Source organism: Limnohabitans sp. YIMB22184 (assembly GCF_048020265.1).
Lineage (GTDB): Bacteria > Pseudomonadota > Gammaproteobacteria > Burkholderiales > Burkholderiaceae_C > Limnohabitans_A.
Genome location: NZ_CP171843.1, coordinates 2,754,083 through 2,774,558 on the forward strand (window position 1 = coordinate 2,754,083; position 20,476 = coordinate 2,774,558).

Annotated in this window: 20 protein-coding genes; 9 read left to right on the plus strand and 11 right to left on the minus strand. The window is 60.1% G+C overall.

Translation table 11 applies throughout. The features are described from left to right. The first annotated feature begins 163 nt into the window (after positions 1-163). The 5 genes from ACHEXL_RS12795 to ACHEXL_RS12815 all read left to right on the plus strand — a co-directional run bounded on the left by ACHEXL_RS12795 (position 164) and on the right by ACHEXL_RS12815 (position 6,795). Positions 164-1,675 (plus strand): CoA-acylating methylmalonate-semialdehyde dehydrogenase, encoded by a 1,512-nt coding sequence (locus tag ACHEXL_RS12795; protein WP_416559781.1) that lies wholly within the window; start codon positions 164-166, stop codon positions 1,673-1,675. A gap of 98 nt (positions 1,676-1,773) precedes the next feature. Beyond that, a complete protein-coding gene (locus ACHEXL_RS12800) occupies positions 1,774-2,130 on the plus strand; it encodes a hypothetical protein (protein WP_416559782.1) in 357 nt (118 codons plus the stop codon). Further along, positions 2,127-3,953 carry a DUF4105 domain-containing protein gene (locus ACHEXL_RS12805; RefSeq protein ID WP_416561356.1) on the plus strand — a complete coding sequence of 609 codons (1,827 nt, stop codon included), beginning with the start codon at positions 2,127-2,129 and terminating at the stop codon, positions 3,951-3,953. The genes ACHEXL_RS12800 and ACHEXL_RS12805 overlap by 4 nt, the downstream gene beginning before the upstream one ends. A gap of 3 nt (positions 3,954-3,956) precedes the next feature. Beyond that, a complete protein-coding gene (locus tag ACHEXL_RS12810) occupies positions 3,957-5,681 on the plus strand; it encodes a GMC family oxidoreductase (protein WP_416559783.1) in 1,725 nt (574 codons plus the stop codon). Positions 5,682-6,033: 352 nt separating this feature from the next. After that, a complete protein-coding gene (locus ACHEXL_RS12815) occupies positions 6,034-6,795 on the plus strand; it encodes a sulfite exporter TauE/SafE family protein (protein WP_416559784.1) in 762 nt (253 codons plus the stop codon). A 10-nt stretch (positions 6,796-6,805) separates the two neighbouring features. On the opposite strand, the gene ACHEXL_RS12820 is transcribed toward ACHEXL_RS12815, so the two are convergent. Further along, a complete protein-coding gene (locus tag ACHEXL_RS12820; protein ID WP_416559785.1) occupies positions 6,806-7,729 on the minus strand; it encodes a DMT family transporter in 924 nt (307 codons plus the stop codon). An 84-nt stretch (positions 7,730-7,813) separates the two neighbouring features. Beyond that, entirely contained in the window at positions 7,814-8,911 is a 1,098-nt protein-coding gene (gene alr / locus ACHEXL_RS12825) for an alanine racemase (protein ID WP_416559786.1), read from the minus strand. Between the two features lie 192 nt (positions 8,912-9,103). On the opposite strand from alr, the gene ACHEXL_RS12830 reads away from it, so the two are divergent. The 3 genes from ACHEXL_RS12830 to ACHEXL_RS12840 all read left to right on the plus strand — a co-directional run bounded on the left by ACHEXL_RS12830 (position 9,104) and on the right by ACHEXL_RS12840 (position 11,200). After that, complete coding sequence (locus tag ACHEXL_RS12830) at positions 9,104-9,739, plus strand: DedA family protein (protein ID WP_416559787.1); 636 nt, start codon at positions 9,104-9,106, stop codon at positions 9,737-9,739. Positions 9,740-9,750: 11 nt separating this feature from the next. Then, positions 9,751-10,647, plus strand: coding sequence for an EamA family transporter (locus tag ACHEXL_RS12835; RefSeq protein ID WP_416559788.1), 897 nt, complete (start codon positions 9,751-9,753; stop codon positions 10,645-10,647). 70 nt (positions 10,648-10,717) lie between these two features. Continuing rightward, positions 10,718-11,200 carry a glutathione peroxidase gene (locus ACHEXL_RS12840; RefSeq protein ID WP_416559789.1) on the plus strand — a complete coding sequence of 161 codons (483 nt, stop codon included), beginning with the start codon at positions 10,718-10,720 and terminating at the stop codon, positions 11,198-11,200. Here the strand turns inward: ACHEXL_RS12840 and ACHEXL_RS12845 are convergent, their stop codons facing one another. The 5 genes from ACHEXL_RS12845 to ACHEXL_RS12865 form a co-directional block, all read right to left on the minus strand. After that, the gene (locus tag ACHEXL_RS12845) at positions 11,201-11,671 is read right to left on the minus strand and encodes an EVE domain-containing protein (protein ID WP_416559790.1); all 471 of its coding nucleotides are present in this window, start codon (positions 11,669-11,671) and stop codon (positions 11,201-11,203) included. It abuts the gene before it with no gap. Continuing rightward, positions 11,668-12,129 carry a GyrI-like domain-containing protein gene (locus tag ACHEXL_RS12850; RefSeq protein WP_416559791.1) on the minus strand — a complete coding sequence of 154 codons (462 nt, stop codon included), beginning with the start codon at positions 12,127-12,129 and terminating at the stop codon, positions 11,668-11,670. Before ACHEXL_RS12850 ends, ACHEXL_RS12845 begins: the two co-directional genes overlap by 4 nt. 13 nt (positions 12,130-12,142) lie before the next feature. Further along, positions 12,143-12,847: a helix-turn-helix transcriptional regulator gene (locus ACHEXL_RS12855; RefSeq protein WP_416559792.1), complete on the minus strand. Its 705-nt coding sequence runs from the start codon at positions 12,845-12,847 to the stop codon at positions 12,143-12,145. Positions 12,848-12,886: 39 nt separating this feature from the next. Beyond that, a complete protein-coding gene (locus ACHEXL_RS12860) occupies positions 12,887-13,264 on the minus strand; it encodes a VOC family protein (RefSeq protein ID WP_416559793.1) in 378 nt (125 codons plus the stop codon). Positions 13,265-13,430: 166 nt separating this feature from the next. After that, complete coding sequence (locus ACHEXL_RS12865) at positions 13,431-13,817, minus strand: hypothetical protein (RefSeq protein ID WP_416559794.1); 387 nt, start codon at positions 13,815-13,817, stop codon at positions 13,431-13,433. A gap of 178 nt (positions 13,818-13,995) precedes the next feature. On the opposite strand from ACHEXL_RS12865, the gene ACHEXL_RS12870 reads away from it, so the two are divergent. Beyond that, positions 13,996-15,147 carry an ATP-binding protein gene (locus ACHEXL_RS12870; RefSeq protein WP_416559795.1) on the plus strand — a complete coding sequence of 384 codons (1,152 nt, stop codon included), beginning with the start codon at positions 13,996-13,998 and terminating at the stop codon, positions 15,145-15,147. Positions 15,148-15,152: 5 nt separating this feature from the next. Here ACHEXL_RS12870 and glcF read toward each other — a convergent pair whose 3' ends face one another. The 4 genes from glcF to ACHEXL_RS12890 all read right to left on the minus strand — a co-directional run bounded on the left by glcF (position 15,153) and on the right by ACHEXL_RS12890 (position 20,449). Further along, on the minus strand, positions 15,153-16,391 hold the full coding sequence (glcF, locus tag ACHEXL_RS12875; RefSeq protein ID WP_416559796.1) for a glycolate oxidase subunit GlcF: 1,239 nt from the start codon (positions 16,389-16,391) through the stop codon (positions 15,153-15,155). 11 nt (positions 16,392-16,402) lie between these two features. Beyond that, positions 16,403-17,548 carry a glycolate oxidase subunit GlcE gene (gene glcE, locus ACHEXL_RS12880; protein ID WP_416559797.1) on the minus strand — a complete coding sequence of 382 codons (1,146 nt, stop codon included), beginning with the start codon at positions 17,546-17,548 and terminating at the stop codon, positions 16,403-16,405. 77 nt (positions 17,549-17,625) lie between these two features. Beyond that, complete coding sequence (locus ACHEXL_RS12885; RefSeq protein ID WP_416559798.1) at positions 17,626-18,558, minus strand: SMP-30/gluconolactonase/LRE family protein; 933 nt, start codon at positions 18,556-18,558, stop codon at positions 17,626-17,628. A 4-nt stretch (positions 18,559-18,562) separates the two neighbouring features. Then, complete coding sequence (locus ACHEXL_RS12890; RefSeq protein WP_416559799.1) at positions 18,563-20,449, minus strand: TRAP transporter large permease subunit; 1,887 nt, start codon at positions 20,447-20,449, stop codon at positions 18,563-18,565. Positions 20,450-20,476 lie beyond the last annotated feature (27 nt).

Genomic DNA, 20,476 nt, shown 5'->3' on the forward strand with positions numbered 1-20,476 from the left:
GAGGTGGAGGCGGTGCCTACACTCCATTACTGAAGACATGGATGGCCACGCTTCGCTCGCCATGACGTTTGTCTGACATTGCGAGCGAAGCGCGGCAATCCAGCAACGAAGACTTGTGCACACCATCGTGCAGCCCACACCACAACCCCATCCAGGAGCCCCCATGAGCATCACGAACATCGGTCATTACATCAACGGTCAGGTCGCCGCAGGCGCTTCGGGCCGCAGCCAGCCTGTGACCAACCCCGCTACAGGTGCCGTGACTGGCAATGTGGCGCTGGCCAACAGCGTTGAAGTCGCCAAGGCCGTGGCCGCTGCGCAAGCGGCCTTCCCCGCTTGGGCCGACACTCCACCCCTGCGCCGCGCCCGCGTGATGTTCAAGTTCCTCGAACTGCTCAACCTGCATAAAGACGAACTGGCCCACATGATCACCGCCGAGCACGGCAAGGTGTTCACCGACGCGCAGGGCGAGGTCTCGCGCGGCATCGACATCGTGGAATTCGCCACCGGCATCCCTCAGCTGCTCAAGGGCGACTACACCGAGCAGGTCTCGACCGGTATCGACAACTGGACGATGCGCCAGCCCCTGGGCGTGGTCGCGGGCATCACGCCGTTCAACTTCCCGGTCATGGTGCCCATGTGGATGTTCCCCGTCGCGATTGCGGCCGGCAACACCTTCATCTTGAAGCCCAGCCCGACCGACCCCACGCCTTCGCTGTTCATGGCCGAGTTGCTGAAAAAAGCCGGTCTGCCCGACGGCGTGTTCAACGTGGTGCAAGGCGACAAAGAAGCCGTGGACGCGCTGCTGGAACACCCCGACGTGAAAGCCATCAGCTTCGTCGGCTCCACCCCGATCGCCAACTACATCTACGAGACCGGCGCCCACCATGGCAAGCGCGTGCAGGCCTTGGGCGGCGCGAAGAACCACCTGGTCGTCATGCCCGACGCCGACATCGACCAGACCGTGGACGCGCTGATCGGCGCAGGCTATGGCTCGGCCGGTGAGCGCTGCATGGCGATCTCGGTGGCCGTGCTGGTGGGCGACGTGGCCGACAAAATCATCCCCAAGCTGATCGAGCGCACCAAGGCGCTGCAAGTGCTCAACGGTGAAAACCTGGCCGCCGAGATGGGCCCCATCGTGACCGACGCGGCGCGTCAGCGCATCAAGGGTTACATCGACGCGGGCGTGGCCGAAGGCGCGAAGCTCTTGGTCGACGGCCGCGAGTTTGACGGCGCCAAAGCCGGTGCCGGTTGCGAGCAAGGTTTCTGGCTGGGCGGCACGCTGTTCGACCACGTGACCACCGACATGAAGATCTACAAAGAAGAAATCTTTGGCCCGGTCTTGAGCTGCGTGCGCGTGCCCGACTTCGCCACCGCGGTGCAGATCATCAACGACCACGAGTTCGGTAACGGCGTGAGCTGCTTCACCCGCGATGGCAACGTGGCCCGTGAGTTTTCGCGCCGCATCCAGGTGGGTATGGTCGGCATCAACGTGCCAATCCCCGTGCCCATGGCTTGGCACGGCTTTGGCGGCTGGAAGCGTTCGCTGTTTGGCGACATGCACGCCTATGGCGAAGAGGGTGTGCGCTTTTACACCAAGCAAAAGTCGATCATGCAACGCTGGCCTGAAAGCATCGGCAAGGGGGCTGAGTTTGTGATGCCGACGGCGAAGTAAAAAAAGGTTGATGGATTGGGTAGAATGTGTGTGATTTTTAAAAATTAATACTTAATTTTTATTAAATCAATCTCATAAAAACTTCATGACTACTCAATATGACAAAACTTCTTATCGCTGCAGCCACTTTGGCAATTCTGAGCGGTTGCTCATCCATCATCAACGACAAAAATCAGCAAGTGAATGTCAGCACCTCGAATGGCGCTACAGTCAAAGGTACCATTGATGGCGTACCGTTTTCTGCACCTGGTGTGGTCGCTTTGCCCCGTGAAAACAAGAGCAAAGTATTCATAACAGAAGGTACAAACTGCGCAAAAGAAACTGTGGCGGAAAAGACAGTTGATCCTATTTTCTTCGTCAACCTGCTCAGCGGCGGCCCCATTGGTTCGTCAATTGACTATGGCACTGAAAAAATGTGGAAATACGCTGATACCGTCACCATTTCTTGCAAGTGACCACGTTCAGCAAACCTCTCAAAAGCGGCTTCACGGCCGCTTTTTTCATACTTTACGTATTGATATCCCTATCAATCAACGCTCAGGTGCTTGACGAGCGGATCGATTGGTCACAAGTCCACAAAAAAATTAATGCTCAAAAATTACCAGACAACCGTGTGTGGCATGCGCTGTTACATCTAGACCAAGGTCAGCCACAGATCAAAACATCAGGTTTTCTTCTGGCACAGAGCAATTTCAGCACTCACCAAGAGCTACTTTCTACACTGACTTATTTGTATGGCGGAAATCAGCAGGCGGTATGTCGATTTCCGGCTAGGTATCTTTGGCTCCAAGAACAACTACAACTGCCCGAATTGCCGGTTTCCGGATGTAATGAAATCAACGAATTCATCGAAAAAGCCCCCTTCGATGAATTAACTCTCGTGTTTGCGACCGAAAGCGTCACACAACCGGCCAGCATGATGGGGCATACGTTCCTCAAAATATCGGGTCTAAACACTGAAGGGGTGATGCTTGAACACGCCGTTTCTTATTACACCGATGCAAACAGCATCAATCTTCCTAAACTGCTTTGGGAAAGCATTGTCGTTGGGAAAAAAGGAATCTTTTCGCTCACACCGTACGAACGAGAGTCAGAGAAATACATAGACAAAGAACACCGCAACTTGTGGGAATACAAACTGCGCACTACCGCTACTCAACGCTCGCTCATTCGAAACCACTTTTTTGAATTGAAAAAAACAGAACTGACTTACTTTTTACACAGCTACAACTGCGCCACTGTTCTACAAAATATCTTGGGCTTGACGGGGGTGCTGCAACAAGCTGGCGCTGGTTGGAGCACTCCTAAAGATGTGATTCGACAGGCCTACCAATCCGATCTTATCGAATCAATCAATACGTTTGTGGCCGATCGATGGACTTATGCTTATCTGAAGCGTGAACAAGGCGCACGTCACAAGCGCTCAAGTGACCTCTTATTAACAACCACAAGCGAACAAGCGTTCGAGATCAACTCCAGCCGACAACAACACTTTTTGACAGCACTGAACAATGTTTTGTTGGAAAGACAAGACATCTCAACTGAGCTATGGAAAAAGAACCAGCATCAACTGGCTCGACAAGCAGCAGTCATTCCAGCCGAACCACTACAAATGGACAACCTATTGAATCCTGCTGTATCGCAAGGTGACAGCAGCTTGGGGCTGTCGTTTGTGTCCCACGCCCAAGGGACAAGTCGCTTGATTGATTTTTTACCCGCTTCACACAGACTGACTGACAAGCACCACCATCAACTAGCTGAAACAGAGGTTCATCTGTTCTCAGGCGCTGTTGAAATAACACCAAAGAACACGCTTGCGCTAAATCAATTTAATATCCTGTCCATCAAATCGCTGAACCCTTGGAACAGGGTACTAAAGCCTATCTCGAGCCAAGTCACCATCGGTTACGGTGCATTAACTAGACACCCAGACGACCCCAAATCGCTACATGCCCATGGTGCAGCGGGGATCACGCAACGCCTGACTCCACAACTGGATGTGTCTGTCTTGCTCGGCGCCGGGGTACAAACCAAACCAAAGGCGTTTTTATGGTTCATCAGCAGTGAGTTCTTGACGATTTACAGAGCTACACCTAACACCAAAACCTTGCTCAGCTTTCGGCATCGGCACACCACCCATGAGCAAATTCGCAATATCCACATAAAGCAAATGCTCTTTGTAAATGCGGAAATCTCAGTCTGGGCTGATATGGATGTGACGCAAAAGTCAAATATCCAAAGGCACACTATGGGGTTAGGCATCCAAAAAAACTTTTGACCCATGAACGACAACACCTTCGACTACATCATCGTCGGCGGCGGCACGGCAGGCTGCCTGCTGGCCAACCGCTTGAGCGCCGACGCCAGCAAGCGCGTGCTGCTGATCGAGGCGGGCAAGAAAGACGATTACCACTGGATTCACATCCCGGTCGGCTACCTGTATTGCATCGGCAACCCCCGCACTGACTGGCTGTACCAGACCGAGCCAGCTCAGGGTCTGAATGGTCGTAGCCTGCGTTACCCGCGCGGCAAGGTGCTGGGCGGGTGCTCCAGCATCAACGGCATGATTTACATGCGTGGCCAGTCGCGTGACTACGATCAGTGGGCGCAGATCACCGGCAATGACGAGTGGCGCTGGGACCAGACCCTGCCCTACTTCAAGCTGCACGAAGACCATTACAACGGGGTCAATGAATTTCACGGGGCCAAAGGGGCCAAGTCGGAGTTGCTGGCCCCCGCCGACTTGCCCAAGGGCAGCTACCTGCACACCCTGCGCGGACGCAACACGGGTGGCGAATGGCGCATTGAAAAGCAGCGCTTGCGCTGGGATGTGCTGGACGCGTTTGCGCAAGCGGCCCAGCAAGCGGGTATTCCCGCCACAGACGACTTCAACCGGGGCAACAACGAGGGCGTGAGCTACTTCGAGGTGAACCAGAAGTCCGGCTGGCGCTGGAACACGGCCAAGGCTTTTCTGCGCCCCACCTGCTATGCACGCTCCAACTTCGAATTGTGGAACAAGGCGCAAGTGGCCAAGCTCATTCTGGAAACCCAGCCCAACGGCAGCCAGCGTTGCACCGGGGTGCAGGTGTGGTCAGGCGTGGAGATGGTCGAGGTCAAAGCCACCCGCGAGGTGATCCTGAGCGCGGGCAGCATCGGCTCGGCGCAAATCCTGCAGCTGTCGGGCATAGGCCCCGGCGCTTTGCTCCAGGACAAAGGCGTCGAGGTCAAGCACGAGCTGCCCGGTGTGGGCGCCAACCTGCAAGACCATTTGCAGATCCGCTCGGTGTACAAGGTCGAGAACGCCAAAACCCTCAACACCTTGGCCAACAGCCTGGTGGGCAAGGCCATGATTGGGCTGGAATATGCCTTCAAGCGCACAGGGCCCATGAGCATGGCACCCAGCCAGCTGGGCGCGTTCACCAAAAGCGACCCGTCGCAGCCGCACGCCAACATCCAGTACCACGTGCAGCCGCTGAGTCTGGACGCGTTTGGCGAGCCCCTGCACAGCTTCCCGGCCATCACCGCCAGCGTGTGCAACCTCAACCCGACCAGCCGTGGCACGGTGCAGATCAAGACCAAGCAATTTGACGACGCACCCGCCATCGCCCCCAATTACCTGGCCACCGAGGAGGACCGCAAGGTGGCCGCTGACAGCCTGCGGGTGACGCGGCGCATCATGGCCCAGCCCGCCATGGCACCTTTCGCACCCGAAGAATTCAAACCCGGCGTGCAATACCAAACCGACGAAGAACTGGCCAAGCTGGCCGGGGACATCGCCAGCACCATCTTCCACCCGGTGGGCACCACCCGGATGGGCCGCGAAGACGACCCGATGGCGGTGGTCAACCCACGCCTGCAAGTGCGCGGCGTGGCGGGTCTGCGCGTGGTCGATGCGGGCGTGATGCCCACCATCACCAGCGGCAACACCAACAGCCCAACGCTCATGATTGCCGAGAAAGCAGCGCAATGGATCGCCGAAGACGCCGCCCGCCAGGCCATTGCCTGAACCTGAAAAGCATCCCAAACGACTCTTTTTCGTCAGTTCAAGGTCAGTTCTGGGCAGGGATTTCCCCAAAATGGGGAAATCCCTGAGTTCAGTGGCGCTCTGGGTCACTTACATTTCACTCACTCGATGCAAAGCAGTACTTGCATCCCGAGGGCCGAGGAGACAAACAAGCCCAAGAACTCGAACATGAACCAACATCCCAACGAGGTGTACTTTCCAAGCGTCGCGCAAGCGGCGCTTTTTTTTGCCTGTTCATTGGACTGCTCATCTTCCCCTTTGTGGGAGGCCCACAACAAAACACCCCACCTAGCCTGACCATGCCCACTGGCAACGCAATGCCACAATCAAGGCCATGGAATTACTGATTGTTTCGCTGGCCTCTTTGCTGGCTGGCCTGGTCGACGCCATTGTGGGCGGCGGCGGGCTGATCTTGCTGCCTGCCCTGTTTGCCACCTTCCCCGGGGCGGCGCCCGCCACCTTGTTTGGCACCAACAAAAGCGCCTCCATTTGGGGCACTGCCTTTGCCACCGTGCAATACAGCCGCAAGGTGGTCATGCCCTGGCGCTCCCTGCTGCCTGCTGCGGGTGCGGGTTTGCTGGGCTCTTTGGCCGGGGCCTGGGTGGTCACCCAGGTGGACCCGAGCCTGTTTCGCAAAATATTGCCCGTGCTGCTGGCAGCACTTTTGCTGTACACCCTGGTCAAGAAAGACCTGGGCTGCAGCCATGCACCACGCTTTGCCGGGGCACAAGAGGCCTGGATCGCAGCAGGCATTGGTCTGGTGATCGGGTTTTATGACGGTTTTTTTGGGCCGGGCACTGGCAGCTTTCTGGTGTTTGCCTATGTGCGGGTGCTGGGCTACGATTTTCTGAACGCCTCGGCTGCAGCCAAGATGATCAACGTGGCGACCAATTTGTCGGCACTCACACTGTTCACCCTCAAAGGCCATGTGTGGTGGCATCTGGCACTGGCCATGGGTGCAGCCAACATTGTGGGCAGCCTCATTGGCACCCGGCTGGCCCTCAAGCACGGCGCGGGCTTTGTGCGCCATGTGTTCATTTTTGTGGTGCTGGCCCTGATCTGCAAAACCGCCTACGACACCTGGCTCAAAGCCTGAGTCGACGGCGTCAGCGCAAACGCCACTTGATCTGTCCGGCGTACTGCGCCAGCGCCACACCCAGCAAGGTCACACCCGCCCCGGCGATCTTGATCCAGGTGTAGTGCTCACCCGACAACGCCCAGGCAAACAGGCCCGCCATCGGGGGCATCAGGTACATCAGAGGGGCCGTGCGCGCCACGCCGCGCACATTGTTGATCCAGCCCCAAGCCAGCCAACCGGCAAAGGCCGACACCATGATCGACCAGAGCAGGCCCACCCAAGCCCAAAAATCCAGCACGGACCAAGGTGCATCCACGCCTGCCGGAACCGACAGCAGCATCACCGGCAGACCGCCGAGCAAGGTGGCGTAACCCATGGTCAGCACCGGGCCATGGCGTTGCATCACGGGCTTGACCGCCACGGTGTAATAAGAAAAGAGCCCCGCAGCCACCAGCAGCACCAGATCACCCCCCCCAGCGCGCCAGTTGCCACCCAACAGTTTGTCGGACAGGAACATCAAGACCCCGCCAAACGCCAAGGACACCCCGGCCATCTGGGGCAGGCTCAAGCGCTCCAGGCCCTGCATGCGCAAGATCAGCAGGGTGAAAATCGGTCCACAGGCCAGTATGACCGAGCTGGAAAACGCCGTAGACCAGTGGATGCCATAGGTCACCAGACCCACATGCAGGGAGTGTCCAATGAAGCCCAGCCAGGCCATGTGTTGCCAGTCCTTGCGGGGCAAAGGTGGCAACCAGACCCCAAAACGCCAGCGCATCAGGACCAGGGCACACAGGGGCATGATCAGGTAACGCGCCCAGAGGAAACCACCCGGGGAAATCAGCCCAAACAGGTATTTCTGGAGTGTGAAATTGCCACCCCAAATGACGATCAGCACCAAGGCCACGAGCAAGGCGCGTTGGTCATGTCGATGGACAGGGGTGCGGTGGGGCATGCGGCGATTGTGGGCCCAACGTTCAGCCAGGCTTGTCACGCTGGCAGCAAGCTGCCGCCCCACCTCTGGCAGACCGCCAAGCTGTCAATCCTCCAGCACCACCGGCACGCGCGGCGCCAAGGCGCACATCAACTCGTAACCCACCGTGCCGGCCGCTTGGGCCACCTCGTCGATGCCGAGCACCGCGCCCTGGGCCGACTGCCCCCACAACGTGACGGTACTGCCCACCCCCGCTTGGGGGAAACTGCTCAGGTCCACCGTGAGCATGTCCATGCTGACCCTGCCTACGGTGCGGCCGCGTGCGCCATCCACCAGCACCGGCGTGCCTGTGGGACAAATGCGCGGGTAACCATCGGCATAACCGCAGGCCACCACGCCGATGCGCATGGGGCCATCGGCCACAAAACTGGAGCCGTAGCCCACGCTGTCGCCCGCCTGCAAATCCTGCACGGCGATGATGCGGGCGTTCAGGCTCATGGCGGGCCGCAAACCCCAATGCGCGGCGCTGTGCTCGGGAAAGTCCGGCGAGCTGCCATACACCGCGATACCGGGGCGAATCCAGTCGGCCTTGACAGCGGCATCTTGCGCATGGCGCAAGGTGGCAGCGCTATTGCTCACACTGCGCTCGCCGGGCAGGTCGCGGGTGGCCTCTTCAAAGCGGGCCATTTGCTCGGCGATGCCCTTGGGGCCATCGGCATCGCTGAAATGGGTCATGAGCGAGATTTCGTCCACCTGCGGCAGGGCGTTCAGCCGCGTCCAGGCCGAGCGAAAGCGCTGTGGGCTGAAACCCAAGCGGTTCATGCCCGAGTTCATCTTGAGGAAGACGCGGTGCGGCTCGTGGGTCTTGTGCAGCGCCAGCATGTCGATCTGCTCGTCGCAATGCACCGTGTGCCACAGGTGCAAGCGAGAGCACAGCTCCAGGTCTCGCGCCTCGAAAGCACCTTCGAGCAGCAAAATCGGGCCGCGCCAGCCCAAAGCCCGTACCCGCTCGGCCTCGGCCAGGTCCAAAAGCGCAAAACCATCGGCCCCGCGCAGACCTTCAAACACCCGCTCAATGCCGTGCCCGTAGGCATTGGCCTTGACCACGGCCCAGGCCTGGGCATCGGGCGCGGCCTGCCGGGCCACGCCCAGGTTGTGGCGCAACGCAGCGGTGTGGATGGTGGCTTGTATTGGGCGGGGCATCGGGTCTGAGAGCGAAAAGTGCTGCTCAAGTATGCCAGCTCCATTGGCCACCAAAGCGGCTCGAAACCATCGGGTAAACACACCCTTTCCCCGCGCGGGAAGGGCCTTACAAATGATTTACACTGGCCCGCTGCCTGTTAACCCCGCGCATTCCGCCTGAGCTGTTCAGGCGCTGGCTGAACCTTGTAATCCATGGAAGTTTTTCAGTTTCTGATGCCCATCTTCACCGAATACGGCTATTTGGCTGTGTTTGTGATGCTGTTGATCTGCGGTTTCGGCGTTCCCGTTCCTGAAGACGTGACCCTGGTGACGGGCGGTGTCATCGCGGGCTTGGGCCATGCCGACGTGCACACCATGTTTGCAGTAGGCATGGCAGGCGTCATGATTGGCGATGGGCTGATGTTCACGCTGGGACGTCTGTATGGCCAGCGCATTTCCAAATTGCCCGGATTTCGCAAAATCCTGACCCCCGAGCGCTTTGCCAGCGCACAAGACGCCTTCCACAAATACGGCAAATGGGTCATGTTCGTCGCCCGCTTTCTGCCTGGTCTGCGCACCCCAGTGTTCTTCTCGGCAGGCATGAGCCACCGTGTGAGCTTTCCCACCTGGTTTCTGATGGACGGCTTTGCTGCTCTGATCAGCGTGCCGATCTGGGTTTATCTGGGCTACTTTGGCGCCCAAAACTGGGACTGGATGTTTGCCGTGTTGCGCCAGTTCCAACACGGGATTTTTGCCCTGCTCGGCATCGGTGTGGTGTGGCTGGGCTGGCGCTGGTGGCGCAAACGCCAGAGCACATCAACCGCCGATACCCCCAACGACCCGTCTTGACAAGCCCTGACATGGGCCCCGCCGCTCCCAAAAGCCTAGCCGTGGCCGGGCTCCTGTTCAACGCCTTGGTCTGGGGCGTGTGCTGGTGGCCCTTCAAACAACTCGAAACCCTGGGCCTGCACCCGCTGTGGGCCACGGCGCTGGTCTACGCATTTGTGTTCGTGTCCATCGCTCTGTGGCTGTGGCGCAGTGGGCAACTGCTGAGCTGGCGAAAGCACCCCGGGCTGTGGCTTTTGTTGCTGGCCTCAGGCCTGACCAATGTGGGCTTCAACTGGGCCGTCACGGTGGGCGACGTGGTGCGTGTGGTGTTGCTGTTTTATTTAATGCCCGCATGGTCGGTGCTGGTGGCCTGGTGGCTGCTGGGTGAAAAGCCCACCCCCATGGCCTTGCTGCGCTTGCTGCTGGCGCTGGCCGGTTTGTTCATTGTGCTCAAAACCCCCGAGACGCCCTGGCCTGTGCCCGAGAGCCTGGCCGATGGGCTGGCGCTGATGGGCGGCCTGACGTTTGCCATCACCAACGCCTTGCTGCTCAAGCTCAAAGACACGCCGAGCTCGTCGCGCACCCTGGCCATGTTTGGCGGCGGTGCGGTCATGGCCACGCTGGCGGCATTTGTGGGCTTGGCCACGGGCGTGGTGACCGTGAGCGCGGCCCCTGCCTGGAGTTGGCTGCCGCTGGTGGCCCTGCTGAGCATCTCGTTTTTGTTGGGCAACCTGGCGCTGCAATACGGCGCCGCCCGCCTGGCCGCCCACACCACCGCGCTGGTCATGCTGTCCGAGGTGCTGTTTGCCAGCGTGTCCTCGGTGCTGCTGGGCGCGTCCAGCTGGGACAGCCGCACGCTGATCGGCGGCGCCTTGATCTTGCTGGCAGCTTTGCTGTCCATCGTCGGGCCGGGCCACAAGGCCAAATGACGCAGCTTGCACAGCCATAGGCTGTCGCTGGCATGATGTCCTTTTGCCCACTTTCACTAGAAAGCACCCCATGAGCCTGTACGACCTCGAAGCCCAAAGCATCGACCACCAAACTGTGCCGCTGTCTCGCTACAAGGGTCAGGTGATGCTGATCGTCAACACCGCCAGCGCCTGCGGCTTCACGCCCCAGTTCACCGGGCTGGAAAAGCTGCACCAAAAATACGGCACACAAGGCCTGGCTGTGCTCGGCTTTCCGTGCAACCAGTTCGCGAGCCAGGACCCGGGCGACGACGCACAAATCGCCAACTTCTGCCAGAAGAACTATGGCGTGAGCTTTCAGATGATGAGCAAGATCAAGGTCAATGGCGACGACGCGCACCCGCTGTACCAATGGCTCACCGCCGAAGCGCCCGGCATTCTGGGCAGCAAAGGCATCAAATGGAACTTCACCAAGTTTTTGGTTGGGCGCGACGGGCGGGTGATCAAGCGCTACGCACCGCAGGATGCGCCCGAGAAGATCGCCAAAGACATTGAGGCGGCGCTGGCGGGGTGATCAAAACAGCGATGTCTGGACCGCTGCAACCGATTCAGACTTCTCGCCACACCCCATCGCTGATGCGATTTTTCGGAAATCAGCCTCGCTGATCTTGATCTGACCAAAGCGAAATACCGCGCCCCAATGGGTTTTCTCGGTGATGAATTCCAAATGTGCAATCAAAGGCTTGATGGGAACCGTCTGAACTAGCTGGTAATCCACATCGATGCGCCAAGGCACAAAGCCTGGCACGCCATCGGGCGTCATATCGTATTCATACACCTCCCCCGTTCGGATGAACCCCAAGGCCGTGAACGCTTGCAAAGACGCACCGTCGGGATACGCCTCACGCGGCGAGTAGTAAATCAGGCCATCGCCGGCCTTCATGCGCTTGAGCGGCGCCTGCTTGCCATGGTTCATCTGTGCAAAGCCACCAGCGACTCCGCGCAACACATGCGAGCGGCTGACCACGCCGATCCAGTAATTCATGATGGCCGCACACCGATGAAGATTTCTGTCACCCCATCAGGTGAATAACACTCAAAGTCGGTGGTGTAAGCCCGCCGGTGCGGGCACAAAGGGTCGGCAAAGTAGCGCCAGATGCACGACCAGGCATCCACCACTGCGTGGGGCATGGCCCCCGGCGCGTCAAACACTAAATACTGCCCGGCGACGATGTCAATTCGGCTCAGGGCGAGTGAATCACCTGCGGCAGATGGCAAGGCATCGGTGCCCGCCAGCACATCAAAGGCCCCCTGGGCATCCGACTCATAGCGGTGATAGACGCCAACCACCCGTGCGCCCTGCGCCAGATGTGGCGCGATCTGTGCGGCAAAGTCAGCCCACAGTGGACCTATGCGGGCCGTGTCTGCCTGCATCTCGTCGGCATTGCGGGTGCGCACCGACAGGCCCTGTATGGCCTGTGTTGATATCTCAACGGTTTTCATAACAAGTTTCTGTTCATCGACCCTCGGCCAGAGCCTGAGGGTCCACGCCTTGTCGGCGCAAATAATCGATCAGACGTTGCCCGTCTGCCAAGCGGAAGGCCTGTGGCAAGCCCGTCATGGACTGGATGCGGTCCAGCCTGAAGCTGCGAAAGTCCTGACGCTTTTCGCACCAGGCCACCAACGTCCAGACCACACCCCAGAAAAAGCTGCCCAGCGGCCACACCGTGCGCTCACTGGTGCGGGCCTGCGCATCGCTGTAAACCAGCGCCAACTTGTGCAGCCCCTGTGTGGATTCACGCCACAGTTGCAAGTGCGGTTGTTGCTCCGCAGTCAGCCCCCAAGGCGGCGAATACACCGGCGTATGTTGCGCGGCATGGCGCTGATCTGCGGGCAATACACTGAGCACCCGCGACAGCGCCGACTCGCTGGCACGCGCCAAGGCCGGATCGAGCCACTGCTGCGCCACCCGCGTCATCACCACCAAGGCCTGCGCCTCTTGCGGGGTGAAGATCAGTGGCGGCAAATCAAATCCCATACCCAAGCGGTAACCCACCCCCACCTCGCCCTCAATAGGCACGCCCTGGTATTGCAGGTCGGCCACATCGCGGTACACCGTGCGCTCGGACACCTCCAAGCGCTGCGCCAGCCACTGTGCGGTGGTAAGGCGGCGGCCCCGAATGAGTTGAACAATCTGGAAAAGGCGGTCAGCGCGGCGCATCGGATAGGCAGTGGTGGTGGATGAGTCAAACCCAAATTGTCAGGCGTAAGCGTGCAAGCCGACCCGATTGCCATCCACATCGAGCATGTGCGCCATAAAACCCAGCCCCTCGGGCAGAGCCACCTTGCCCATGGCAACTTGCCCACCTGCTGCCACTGCACGCTGCAAGGCGGCATCCAGCGACGCGCCCGCGTGTAGATACACCAGCGTGCCGCAAGCGCCCACCTGCAAGGCCGGATTGCTCGACATCAGCGCCCCCTTGGTCGCATCGCCCTCCCCCACAAACACCGCCATCTGCATGCCTGGCCCCGCATAGTTTTGCCTTTGGAGTGCGATTTGCAGCACCGCTTCGTAAAAGGCCTGCGCACGCGGCAGATCGCTCACCGGAATCTCAAACCAGTCGATCACGTTTTTCATGTTTTTCTCCCTGAAGATGCACAGACCGTCTGTGCACAGGGGAAGACTTTGCCTGAGGGGTACTGACAACGGGGTGTCAGGAGGGTGCAGACGTGCTTATCAAGCGTTCATAAGCCCAACAACCAAACACCCATTGAGCAACGCGCTAAAGTACAACCTTCTTAATTCAAAGCCACCAAGTCAGCACGGCCAGCCACACCAACATGGCTGCGCCACCCCACACTAACACCCGCGTGCGCAGGCGAAGCACTTCCACGGCGCTGACCAAGCGTGCATTCTGCTCGGCCAACTCGGTCAGGGTCTCGGTCAGTTCGCGCTGGGTCTGGGCCTGGCGGTCGATCTGGGCTTGCGCAGCGATCAAGGCATTTTTGAGTTCTCCCAGACTGGGCACGGCACTGACCGGGGTCGTTGTAGCGGGCGTGCCTGCTTGACCGGGCGGCTGAGGAGGTTGGCGGTCCATCAGCTTGCGCGCAGCTTTGAGCACGGTGGGGGCGTGTTCGATCACATCGCCCCAGGGAATCACTTTGAGGGCCATCAACCAAGGTATCGCCATCGTCTTGTCCTTTGTGTGCGCTCAGCAAGCGCGCTGTGCCATCGAGCCTCTCATACTACCTGGGTGGGCTTATCGGTACGACTGGACGCGGGCCTTACCGTATGTGAGGCCAGGACTTTCAACTACGGTTGGTCATATTGTCCTTGTATTTTGAATATGGCATATTTAAAATACAAGGATGTTTAAACGCATTGCCCAAAGCACACTGGTCTCACACCTCACATGGAGCCCAGCTGTTGCCATCTTGGGACCGCGCCAAATTGGTAAAACCACCTTGGCCCGTGCTCTGCTGGACACCCATCCAGACGCCATTTATCTGGACCTGGAATCCCCACAAGATCAGGCACGCCTGGGCGAAGGCACGCTGTTTCTGCAAGCCCACGCAGACCGGCTGGTGATCCTGGACGAAGTTCAAAATGCACCGCAATTGTTTTCGGTGTTGCGCGGTGAGATCGATCGCATCCGTCGCCCCGGGCGTTTCGTCTTGCTGGGCTCGGCTTCGTTTGAATTGCTGCGCCAATCCCAATCCTTGGCCGGACGGTTGAGTCTGATTGACATGTTCCCGCTCATCGTCAACGAAGTCGGCTCCGACCTCAGTACCGTGCAGGACTTGTGGGTGCGCGGCGGCTTTCCGCCCAGCTTCACCGCCATTGATTCACACGCCTCTTGGGCTTGGCGTGATGCGTTCATCCGCCACCTGCTGCACACCGATTTGCCAGCTCTGGGCTTGCGCGTGGATGCTGAAAGTCTGCGCCGTTTTTGGCGCATGCTGGCGCATGTTCATGGCCAACTGTTCAATGCATCGGCCATCGCCAACTCACTGGACGTGAGCGCACCGACAGTCAGTCGCTGGCTGGATCACATGGTGGGTGCCTTGCTGGTCAGAAAACTCGAGCCCTATCACGCCAACCTGGGCAAGCGTTTGGTCAAGGCACCCAAGGTCTATGTCCGCGACAGCGGTCTGCTGCACAGCCTTCTGGGCTTGAGCCATCCGGACGACCTGCAAGGCCACCCGATGACGGGTGCGTCCTGGGAAGGCTTTGTCATCGACCAGATTGCTGCCCACATGCCCACTGGGGCCAGCCTGTCGTTTTACAGAACAGCGGCGGGTGCCGAGCTGGATGTGGTGGTGGAAACCGGACAGCGAAAAATCGGTTTCGAAATCAAGTTCAGCGTTGCGCCCAAAGTCACCAAAGGCTTCTGGCAATCCCTGCAAGACGTGCAACCCGAAAAAACCTACATCGTCGCCCCCGTGCAGCAGCGCTGGCCTTTTGCAGAAGGGGTTGAGGTGATTTCCGTGGGTGATATCGCAGGGGTTCTGGCCAATTAATTCACTCAGCTACTGATCGCCTCGTCCAACAACTCCACCCAATGCCGCACCGGCAGGCCGCTGCCGCTTTGCAGGTGGGTGATGCAGCCGATGTTGGCGCTGATCACGCCCTGCGGCTCCAGCGCGTTCAGGTGGCCCAGCTTGCGGTCGCGCAGCTGCTTGGACAGCTCGGGGTTGAGCACGCTGTAGGTGCCGGCCGAGCCGCAGCACAGGTGCGATTCATTGGCCGTGACCTTGATCTGGAAACCCAGATCGCCCAGATGCTTTTCAACGCCGCCTTTGAGTTGCTGACCGTGTTGCAGCGTGCAGGGCGGGTGGTAGGCCTGCAGACCTGCGGCTTGCAGGGCTTGGGGCTTGATCTTGGCTTGGAGCAGCGGCACCAGCTCGGGCAGCAACTCGCTCAGGTCTTTCGTCAGCGCGCCGATGCGGGCGGCTTTATCGGCATACACCGGGTCATCCTTGAGCACATGGCCATAGTCCTTGACCATGACGCCGCAGCCCGAAGCGTTCATCACGATGGCTTCGACCTCGCCGCTCTCCACCAGTGGCCACCAAGCGTCGATGTTGGCGCGCATGTGGTCTTTGCCGCCATCGTGGTCGTTCAGGTGGAACTTGAGCGCGCCGCAGCAACCGGCCTTGTGGGCGGTCACAGCCTGGATGCCTGCGGCGTCCAACACGCGGGCCGTGGCGGTGTTGATGTTGGGGCTCATGCTCGGTTGCACACAACCGGCCAGCATCAGCACTTTGCGCTCGTGCTGCGCGGTGGGCCAGGCGCCCGAGTTTTGTGGCGCAGGCACCTTGGCTTTCAGGCTGTCGGGCAGCAGGCCGCGCACCATCTGGCCCATCTTCATGGCGGGCGCAAACAGGGGCGAAGGCAGACCTTCTTTCAACGCCCAGCGCACCAGCTTTTCGCTCGCCGGACGCTCCACTTTGGCGTCCACCAGTTTGCGGCCGATGTCCACCAAATGGCCGTATTGCACGCCGCTCGGGCAAGTGCTTTCGCAGTTGCGGCAGGTCAGGCACCGGTCCAGGTGCATCTGGGTTTTGCGGGTGGGCGTAACGCCTTCCAGCACTTGCTTCATCAGGTAGATGCGGCCACGCGGGCCGTCCAGCTCATCACCCAGCAGCTGGTAAGTGGGGCAAGTGGCGGTGCAAAAGCCGCAGTGCACGCACTTGCGCAAAATGGCTTCGGCCTCCAGGCCTTCAGGGGTGTTTTGGTATTCGGGGGCGAGTTGGGTTTGCATGGCGATTCGCCTCAGAGGGGGTGCATGCGACCGGTGGCGAACACGCCTTTAGGGTCGAACTGCTTTTGCAACTGCTGTTGAATGCGCGCTTGCACGGCGTCCAGCGGGGTGTTCACCCCGGCGATTTTGTCCACTTGGGCGTGAGCGGCGCTGGCGCGGAACAAGGTGGCGTGGCCACCGACCGATTGCGCCAATTCACGCAAAGCCACCGCCGCCGAGGCGGGTGCCCACAGCCAGCGCTGCGCACCTTGCCATTCGATGTATTGGGCATAGGGTAAATCCAGCAAAGGCGCCGTTTGCGGCACCGACAGACGCCACAAACAGGCATCCGGGGAGGGCGCGTCAAAAAACGGCAGGGTCTGCTCACCACTGGCACGCCAGTCCTGTGTGGCTTCGGCGTTGTCCATGGCCTGCACCTGCGCACCCAGCGCGACGGCATCGGCACTCATTTTGGCCATGGCCGACTGCACTGCCGCCACCGCGCCACGCAGACGCACAAACAAATAATCGGCCACCGGCTGGGCAGTGGGGTCGCGCACCCAGGCGCTGGCGTTCAATGGCAAAGGTTGACCGCCCCATCGGTGCAGCAAATCGAGCGCCGGGCCTTGGGCCAGACCCGCCATCATCAAGGTGGCCTCGGCCGGGGCCACGGGTAAAACCTTCAGGCTGACCTCGGTGATCATGCCCAGCGTGCCCCAGCTGCTGGCCATCAGGCGGCTCACGTCGTAACCGGCCACGTTTTTCATGACCTGACCGCCAAAGGTCAGGTGCTCGCCCAGACCATTGATGAAACGCGCGCCCAGCACGAAATCACGCACAGCGCCAGCAGTGGCGCGGGCCGGGCCACTCAGACCGGCTGCCACCATACCGCCGACGGTGGCTTCTGCGCCGAAGTGAGGCGGCTCAAACGCCAAGCACTGGCCTTTTTCGGCCAGAGCCGCTTCCAGCTCGGCCAGCGGCGTGCCGCAGCGCACCGTGACCACCAGCTCGCTGGGCTCGTAACTCACAATACCTCGGTAGTCCCGTGTATCAAGCACATCGCCTGTGAGGCTTTGGCCCCAAAAGTCTTTGCTGCCGCCGCCACGCAAACGCAGCACGCGGCTGTCCGCACAAGCCTGGCGCACGGCGTCGATGAGGGAATTGAGTTGAGCTTCCATGGGCCAAGATGGTAACCCTCGCCCCTGGGACACAGTGTGAATTTTTTGAACGAACGGGTTGTGGGAAATTGGGGCGTTCAGCCCCGGTACACATTGACCGGCAAGCCCGCCACCGTCACGCGTGTGGCAAACACACACCCGGCATCGGGATACTGCGCCAGCTCTTGAGCGCTGCGACCCTGGCGCGATGTAGTGATGAACAGGGTTTTCAAGTCCGCACCGCCAAAACAGGGCATGGTGGGGCAAGGCACGGGCGTGGTCACTTCGGCCAGCACCTCGCCGGTGGGCGACAGGCGCAGCAGGCGCTGGCCCTCGTATTGGGCAGACCAGTAGCAGCCTTCGCTGTCCACCGCCGCACCATCGGGGCGACCGCCATAGAGACTGTCATCTCCCCAGGTCCAGCCTGCAGGCTTGGGTGTCATTTGGTGAAACACGCAAGAGGAAGACACTTGGCCGGTAGCAAGGTCCACGTCAAAGGCCCGCACTTGGTGAGCAGCCGTGTCGGCCCAGTAAGCAGTGCGGCCATCGGGCGACCAGGCCAGGCCGTTGGCCGTCACCACACCGTCCATCATGACGTGCAGGCCTTGGCCGTCCAGCATGTAAAGCACCCCAAGCGCTTGGTCTTTGGGCTCATACAGGCTACCTGCCCAAAAGCGCCCTTGCGCGTCACACTTGCCGTCGTTGAAACGCAGGCGTGTGGTGTCGTAAGGCGCAGCGGCCAAAAGCTGCAACTCACCGCCCCACTCGCGCGCCAGGTAAATGCCATCGCGCAAAGCCATGACCAGGCCACCGCCTTGCACCGGTGCGATGCACCCAGGCTCTTGCGACAAGGGCCAATACTCCACCGCACCTTGGGCCTGCAGACCCTGCACCGCCACGCGGGCGATGCGACGGCCCGGAATGTCCACCCAGTACAGGCGTTGCTCTCGCGGGTGCCAAAAAGGCGACTCACTCAGACCATCGGGTTCGGCGGTCAGTGCTTGCCAGGAGCTTGGATCAATGAGCGTCATGGCACTACAAGGCAAAGGTAGAAATCGCGGGCACAGCGGCGACCACCACCACCCCCAGCAGCAAGGCCACCAGGTAGGGCCAAATGGCGCCCATGACCTCGTCAGGCTTGGCATCGCCAATGCGGCAGGCCACATAAAAGCCGACCCCGATGGGCGGCATCATCAGGCCCACGTTCATGGCACACACCACCACCATGGCGTAGTGGATGTCATGGATGCCCAGCTTCTTGGCGATCGGGAACATGATGGGGGCCAGCAGCAGCACGGCAGGCAAACCCTCCAGCAAGCACCCCAGCACCAGAAACACCACGATGGTGACCGCCAAAAAAGCGATCGGGCCGCCCGGCAAGGTGGTCAGGAAACTCGACAATTGCTGCACCACGCCGCTTTGGGTGATGGTCCAGGCCATGGCCGAGGCCGCGCCCAGGATCAGCAAGATCGCACCCGACAAAGCGGCCGTCTCGACCAGCATGTCGTAGAACTTGCGCAGGCCAATGCCGCCGTACATCACCTGGCCAATCACCAGCGCATACAGCACCGCGATGGTGGACACCTCGGTGGCCGTGGCCACGCCGCCGCCCACGGCGCTGCGGATCAAAAAAGGCAGCACCAACGCGGGTGCCGCCACCAGCAAAAAGCGACCGATGACCGAAATCGGTGGGCGCTTGACACCCTCGACCTGCTCATGCCGGGCCTTCCAGCGGGCCAGCACCAACAAGGACAGCAGCAGCACCATCGCCACCACAAAACCGCTCTGAAACAGCCCGGCGATCGACACACCGGCCACCGAACCCAGCACGATCAGCACAATGCTGGGCGGCACGGTGTCTGCCATGGCCGCACCGGTGGCCAGCAAGGCCACCATTTCCTTGGGCCTATTGCCGCGTCGCTTCATCTCAGGAAACAGCGCAGGGGCCACGGTGGCCATGTCCGACACCTTGGAGCCCGAGATGCCCGAAACAATGAACAGCGAACCCAGCAGCACATAGGACATGCCGGCCTTGACGTGGCCGATCAGCGAGGCCAGAAAATCCACAATCGCCTTGCCCATGCCGGTGGCGTCGAGCACGCAGCCGAGCAGCACAAAAATCGGCACCGACACCAGAATCAGGCTGGACATGCCCTCGTCCATGCGCCCCACCACGATCAAGAGCGGCACCTGGGTGGTGAACGCCAGGTAGCTGAGCGCCCCCAGACCAAAACAAAACGCGATCGGCACGCCCGCCATCAGGCACACCGCCACCACGCCCACCAAAAAGATGAGCATGTTCCAGCTGCCCAGGTTGGGCAAGGTGGCACTGTATGCATAGCAAACAGCGGCTACAGCCCCGACCACCACAGCCGCGCTGAGCAGCGCACGCACAGGCACGGTGCGTGCAGCGTAGGCCAGCACGATCAGCAGCATCACGCCCAAGCCAAAGGGGATAGACGCCACGCGGTAAGTGTTGGGCAAGTCCAGCGCAGGCGATTTGATGAACCATTCTTCCTGGGCGTACTCCACCGCCGAAGGCAGCAAGCCCACCAGAAAAGCAACCACCACCGTGAGTGCAAAGGCATGCACATACGGCTGCACGCGGCTCGGCAGCTTGTCGACCACCAGCGACAAGCGCAAATGCTCGTTGCGGTGCATGGCCAGCCCGGCACCGATCATGGTCAGCCAGATGAACGAAGTCGACACGACCTCGTCAATCCAGACAATCGAATTGGCAAACACATAGCGCGACAAGACTGCTGCGAGGAGCAACACCACAATGCCCACCATCAAAACGGCCGAAACCGCCTCCAGGGGGAACATCCAACGTGACGTTACTCGACCCCCGCCCGGGCTGGCGGCCTCTGGTTCGGAATAATGCTCACCGCCCAAAAGCGGCTGGGTCTGAACGTCGGACATAAGTGTGCTGTTTCTCGTTTTTGTCTT

What these genes read in the sequence shown, in the direction of transcription:
- ACHEXL_RS12850 (WP_416559791.1), bottom strand. Translation starts at nt 12,129, where the DNA reads ATGAAAACCGTTGAGATATCAACACAGGCCATACAGGGCCTGTCGGTG.
- glcF (WP_416559796.1), bottom strand. Translation starts at nt 16,391, where the DNA reads ATGCAAACCCAACTCGCCCCCGAATACCAAAACACCCCTGAAGGCCTG.
- ACHEXL_RS12820 (WP_416559785.1), bottom strand. Translation starts at nt 7,729, where the DNA reads ATGCCCCACCGCACCCCTGTCCATCGACATGACCAACGCGCCTTGCTC.
- ACHEXL_RS12795 (WP_416559781.1), top strand. Translation starts at nt 164, where the DNA reads ATGAGCATCACGAACATCGGTCATTACATCAACGGTCAGGTCGCCGCA.
- ACHEXL_RS12815 (WP_416559784.1), top strand. Translation starts at nt 6,034, where the DNA reads ATGGAATTACTGATTGTTTCGCTGGCCTCTTTGCTGGCTGGCCTGGTC.
- ACHEXL_RS12835 (WP_416559788.1), top strand. Translation starts at nt 9,751, where the DNA reads ATGGGCCCCGCCGCTCCCAAAAGCCTAGCCGTGGCCGGGCTCCTGTTC.
- ACHEXL_RS12830 (WP_416559787.1), top strand. Translation starts at nt 9,104, where the DNA reads ATGGAAGTTTTTCAGTTTCTGATGCCCATCTTCACCGAATACGGCTAT.
- ACHEXL_RS12885 (WP_416559798.1), bottom strand. Translation starts at nt 18,558, where the DNA reads ATGACGCTCATTGATCCAAGCTCCTGGCAAGCACTGACCGCCGAACCC.
- ACHEXL_RS12860 (WP_416559793.1), bottom strand. Translation starts at nt 13,264, where the DNA reads ATGAAAAACGTGATCGACTGGTTTGAGATTCCGGTGAGCGATCTGCCG.
- glcE (WP_416559797.1), bottom strand. Translation starts at nt 17,548, where the DNA reads ATGGAAGCTCAACTCAATTCCCTCATCGACGCCGTGCGCCAGGCTTGT.
- ACHEXL_RS12855 (WP_416559792.1), bottom strand. Translation starts at nt 12,847, where the DNA reads ATGCGCCGCGCTGACCGCCTTTTCCAGATTGTTCAACTCATTCGGGGC.
- ACHEXL_RS12800 (WP_416559782.1), top strand. Translation starts at nt 1,774, where the DNA reads ATGACAAAACTTCTTATCGCTGCAGCCACTTTGGCAATTCTGAGCGGT.
- ACHEXL_RS12865 (WP_416559794.1), bottom strand. Translation starts at nt 13,817, where the DNA reads ATGGCGATACCTTGGTTGATGGCCCTCAAAGTGATTCCCTGGGGCGAT.
- ACHEXL_RS12840 (WP_416559789.1), top strand. Translation starts at nt 10,718, where the DNA reads ATGAGCCTGTACGACCTCGAAGCCCAAAGCATCGACCACCAAACTGTG.
- ACHEXL_RS12810 (WP_416559783.1), top strand. Translation starts at nt 3,957, where the DNA reads ATGAACGACAACACCTTCGACTACATCATCGTCGGCGGCGGCACGGCA.
- ACHEXL_RS12870 (WP_416559795.1), top strand. Translation starts at nt 13,996, where the DNA reads ATGTTTAAACGCATTGCCCAAAGCACACTGGTCTCACACCTCACATGG.
- alr (WP_416559786.1), bottom strand. Translation starts at nt 8,911, where the DNA reads ATGCCCCGCCCAATACAAGCCACCATCCACACCGCTGCGTTGCGCCAC.
- ACHEXL_RS12845 (WP_416559790.1), bottom strand. Translation starts at nt 11,671, where the DNA reads ATGAATTACTGGATCGGCGTGGTCAGCCGCTCGCATGTGTTGCGCGGA.
- ACHEXL_RS12890 (WP_416559799.1), bottom strand. Translation starts at nt 20,449, where the DNA reads ATGTCCGACGTTCAGACCCAGCCGCTTTTGGGCGGTGAGCATTATTCC.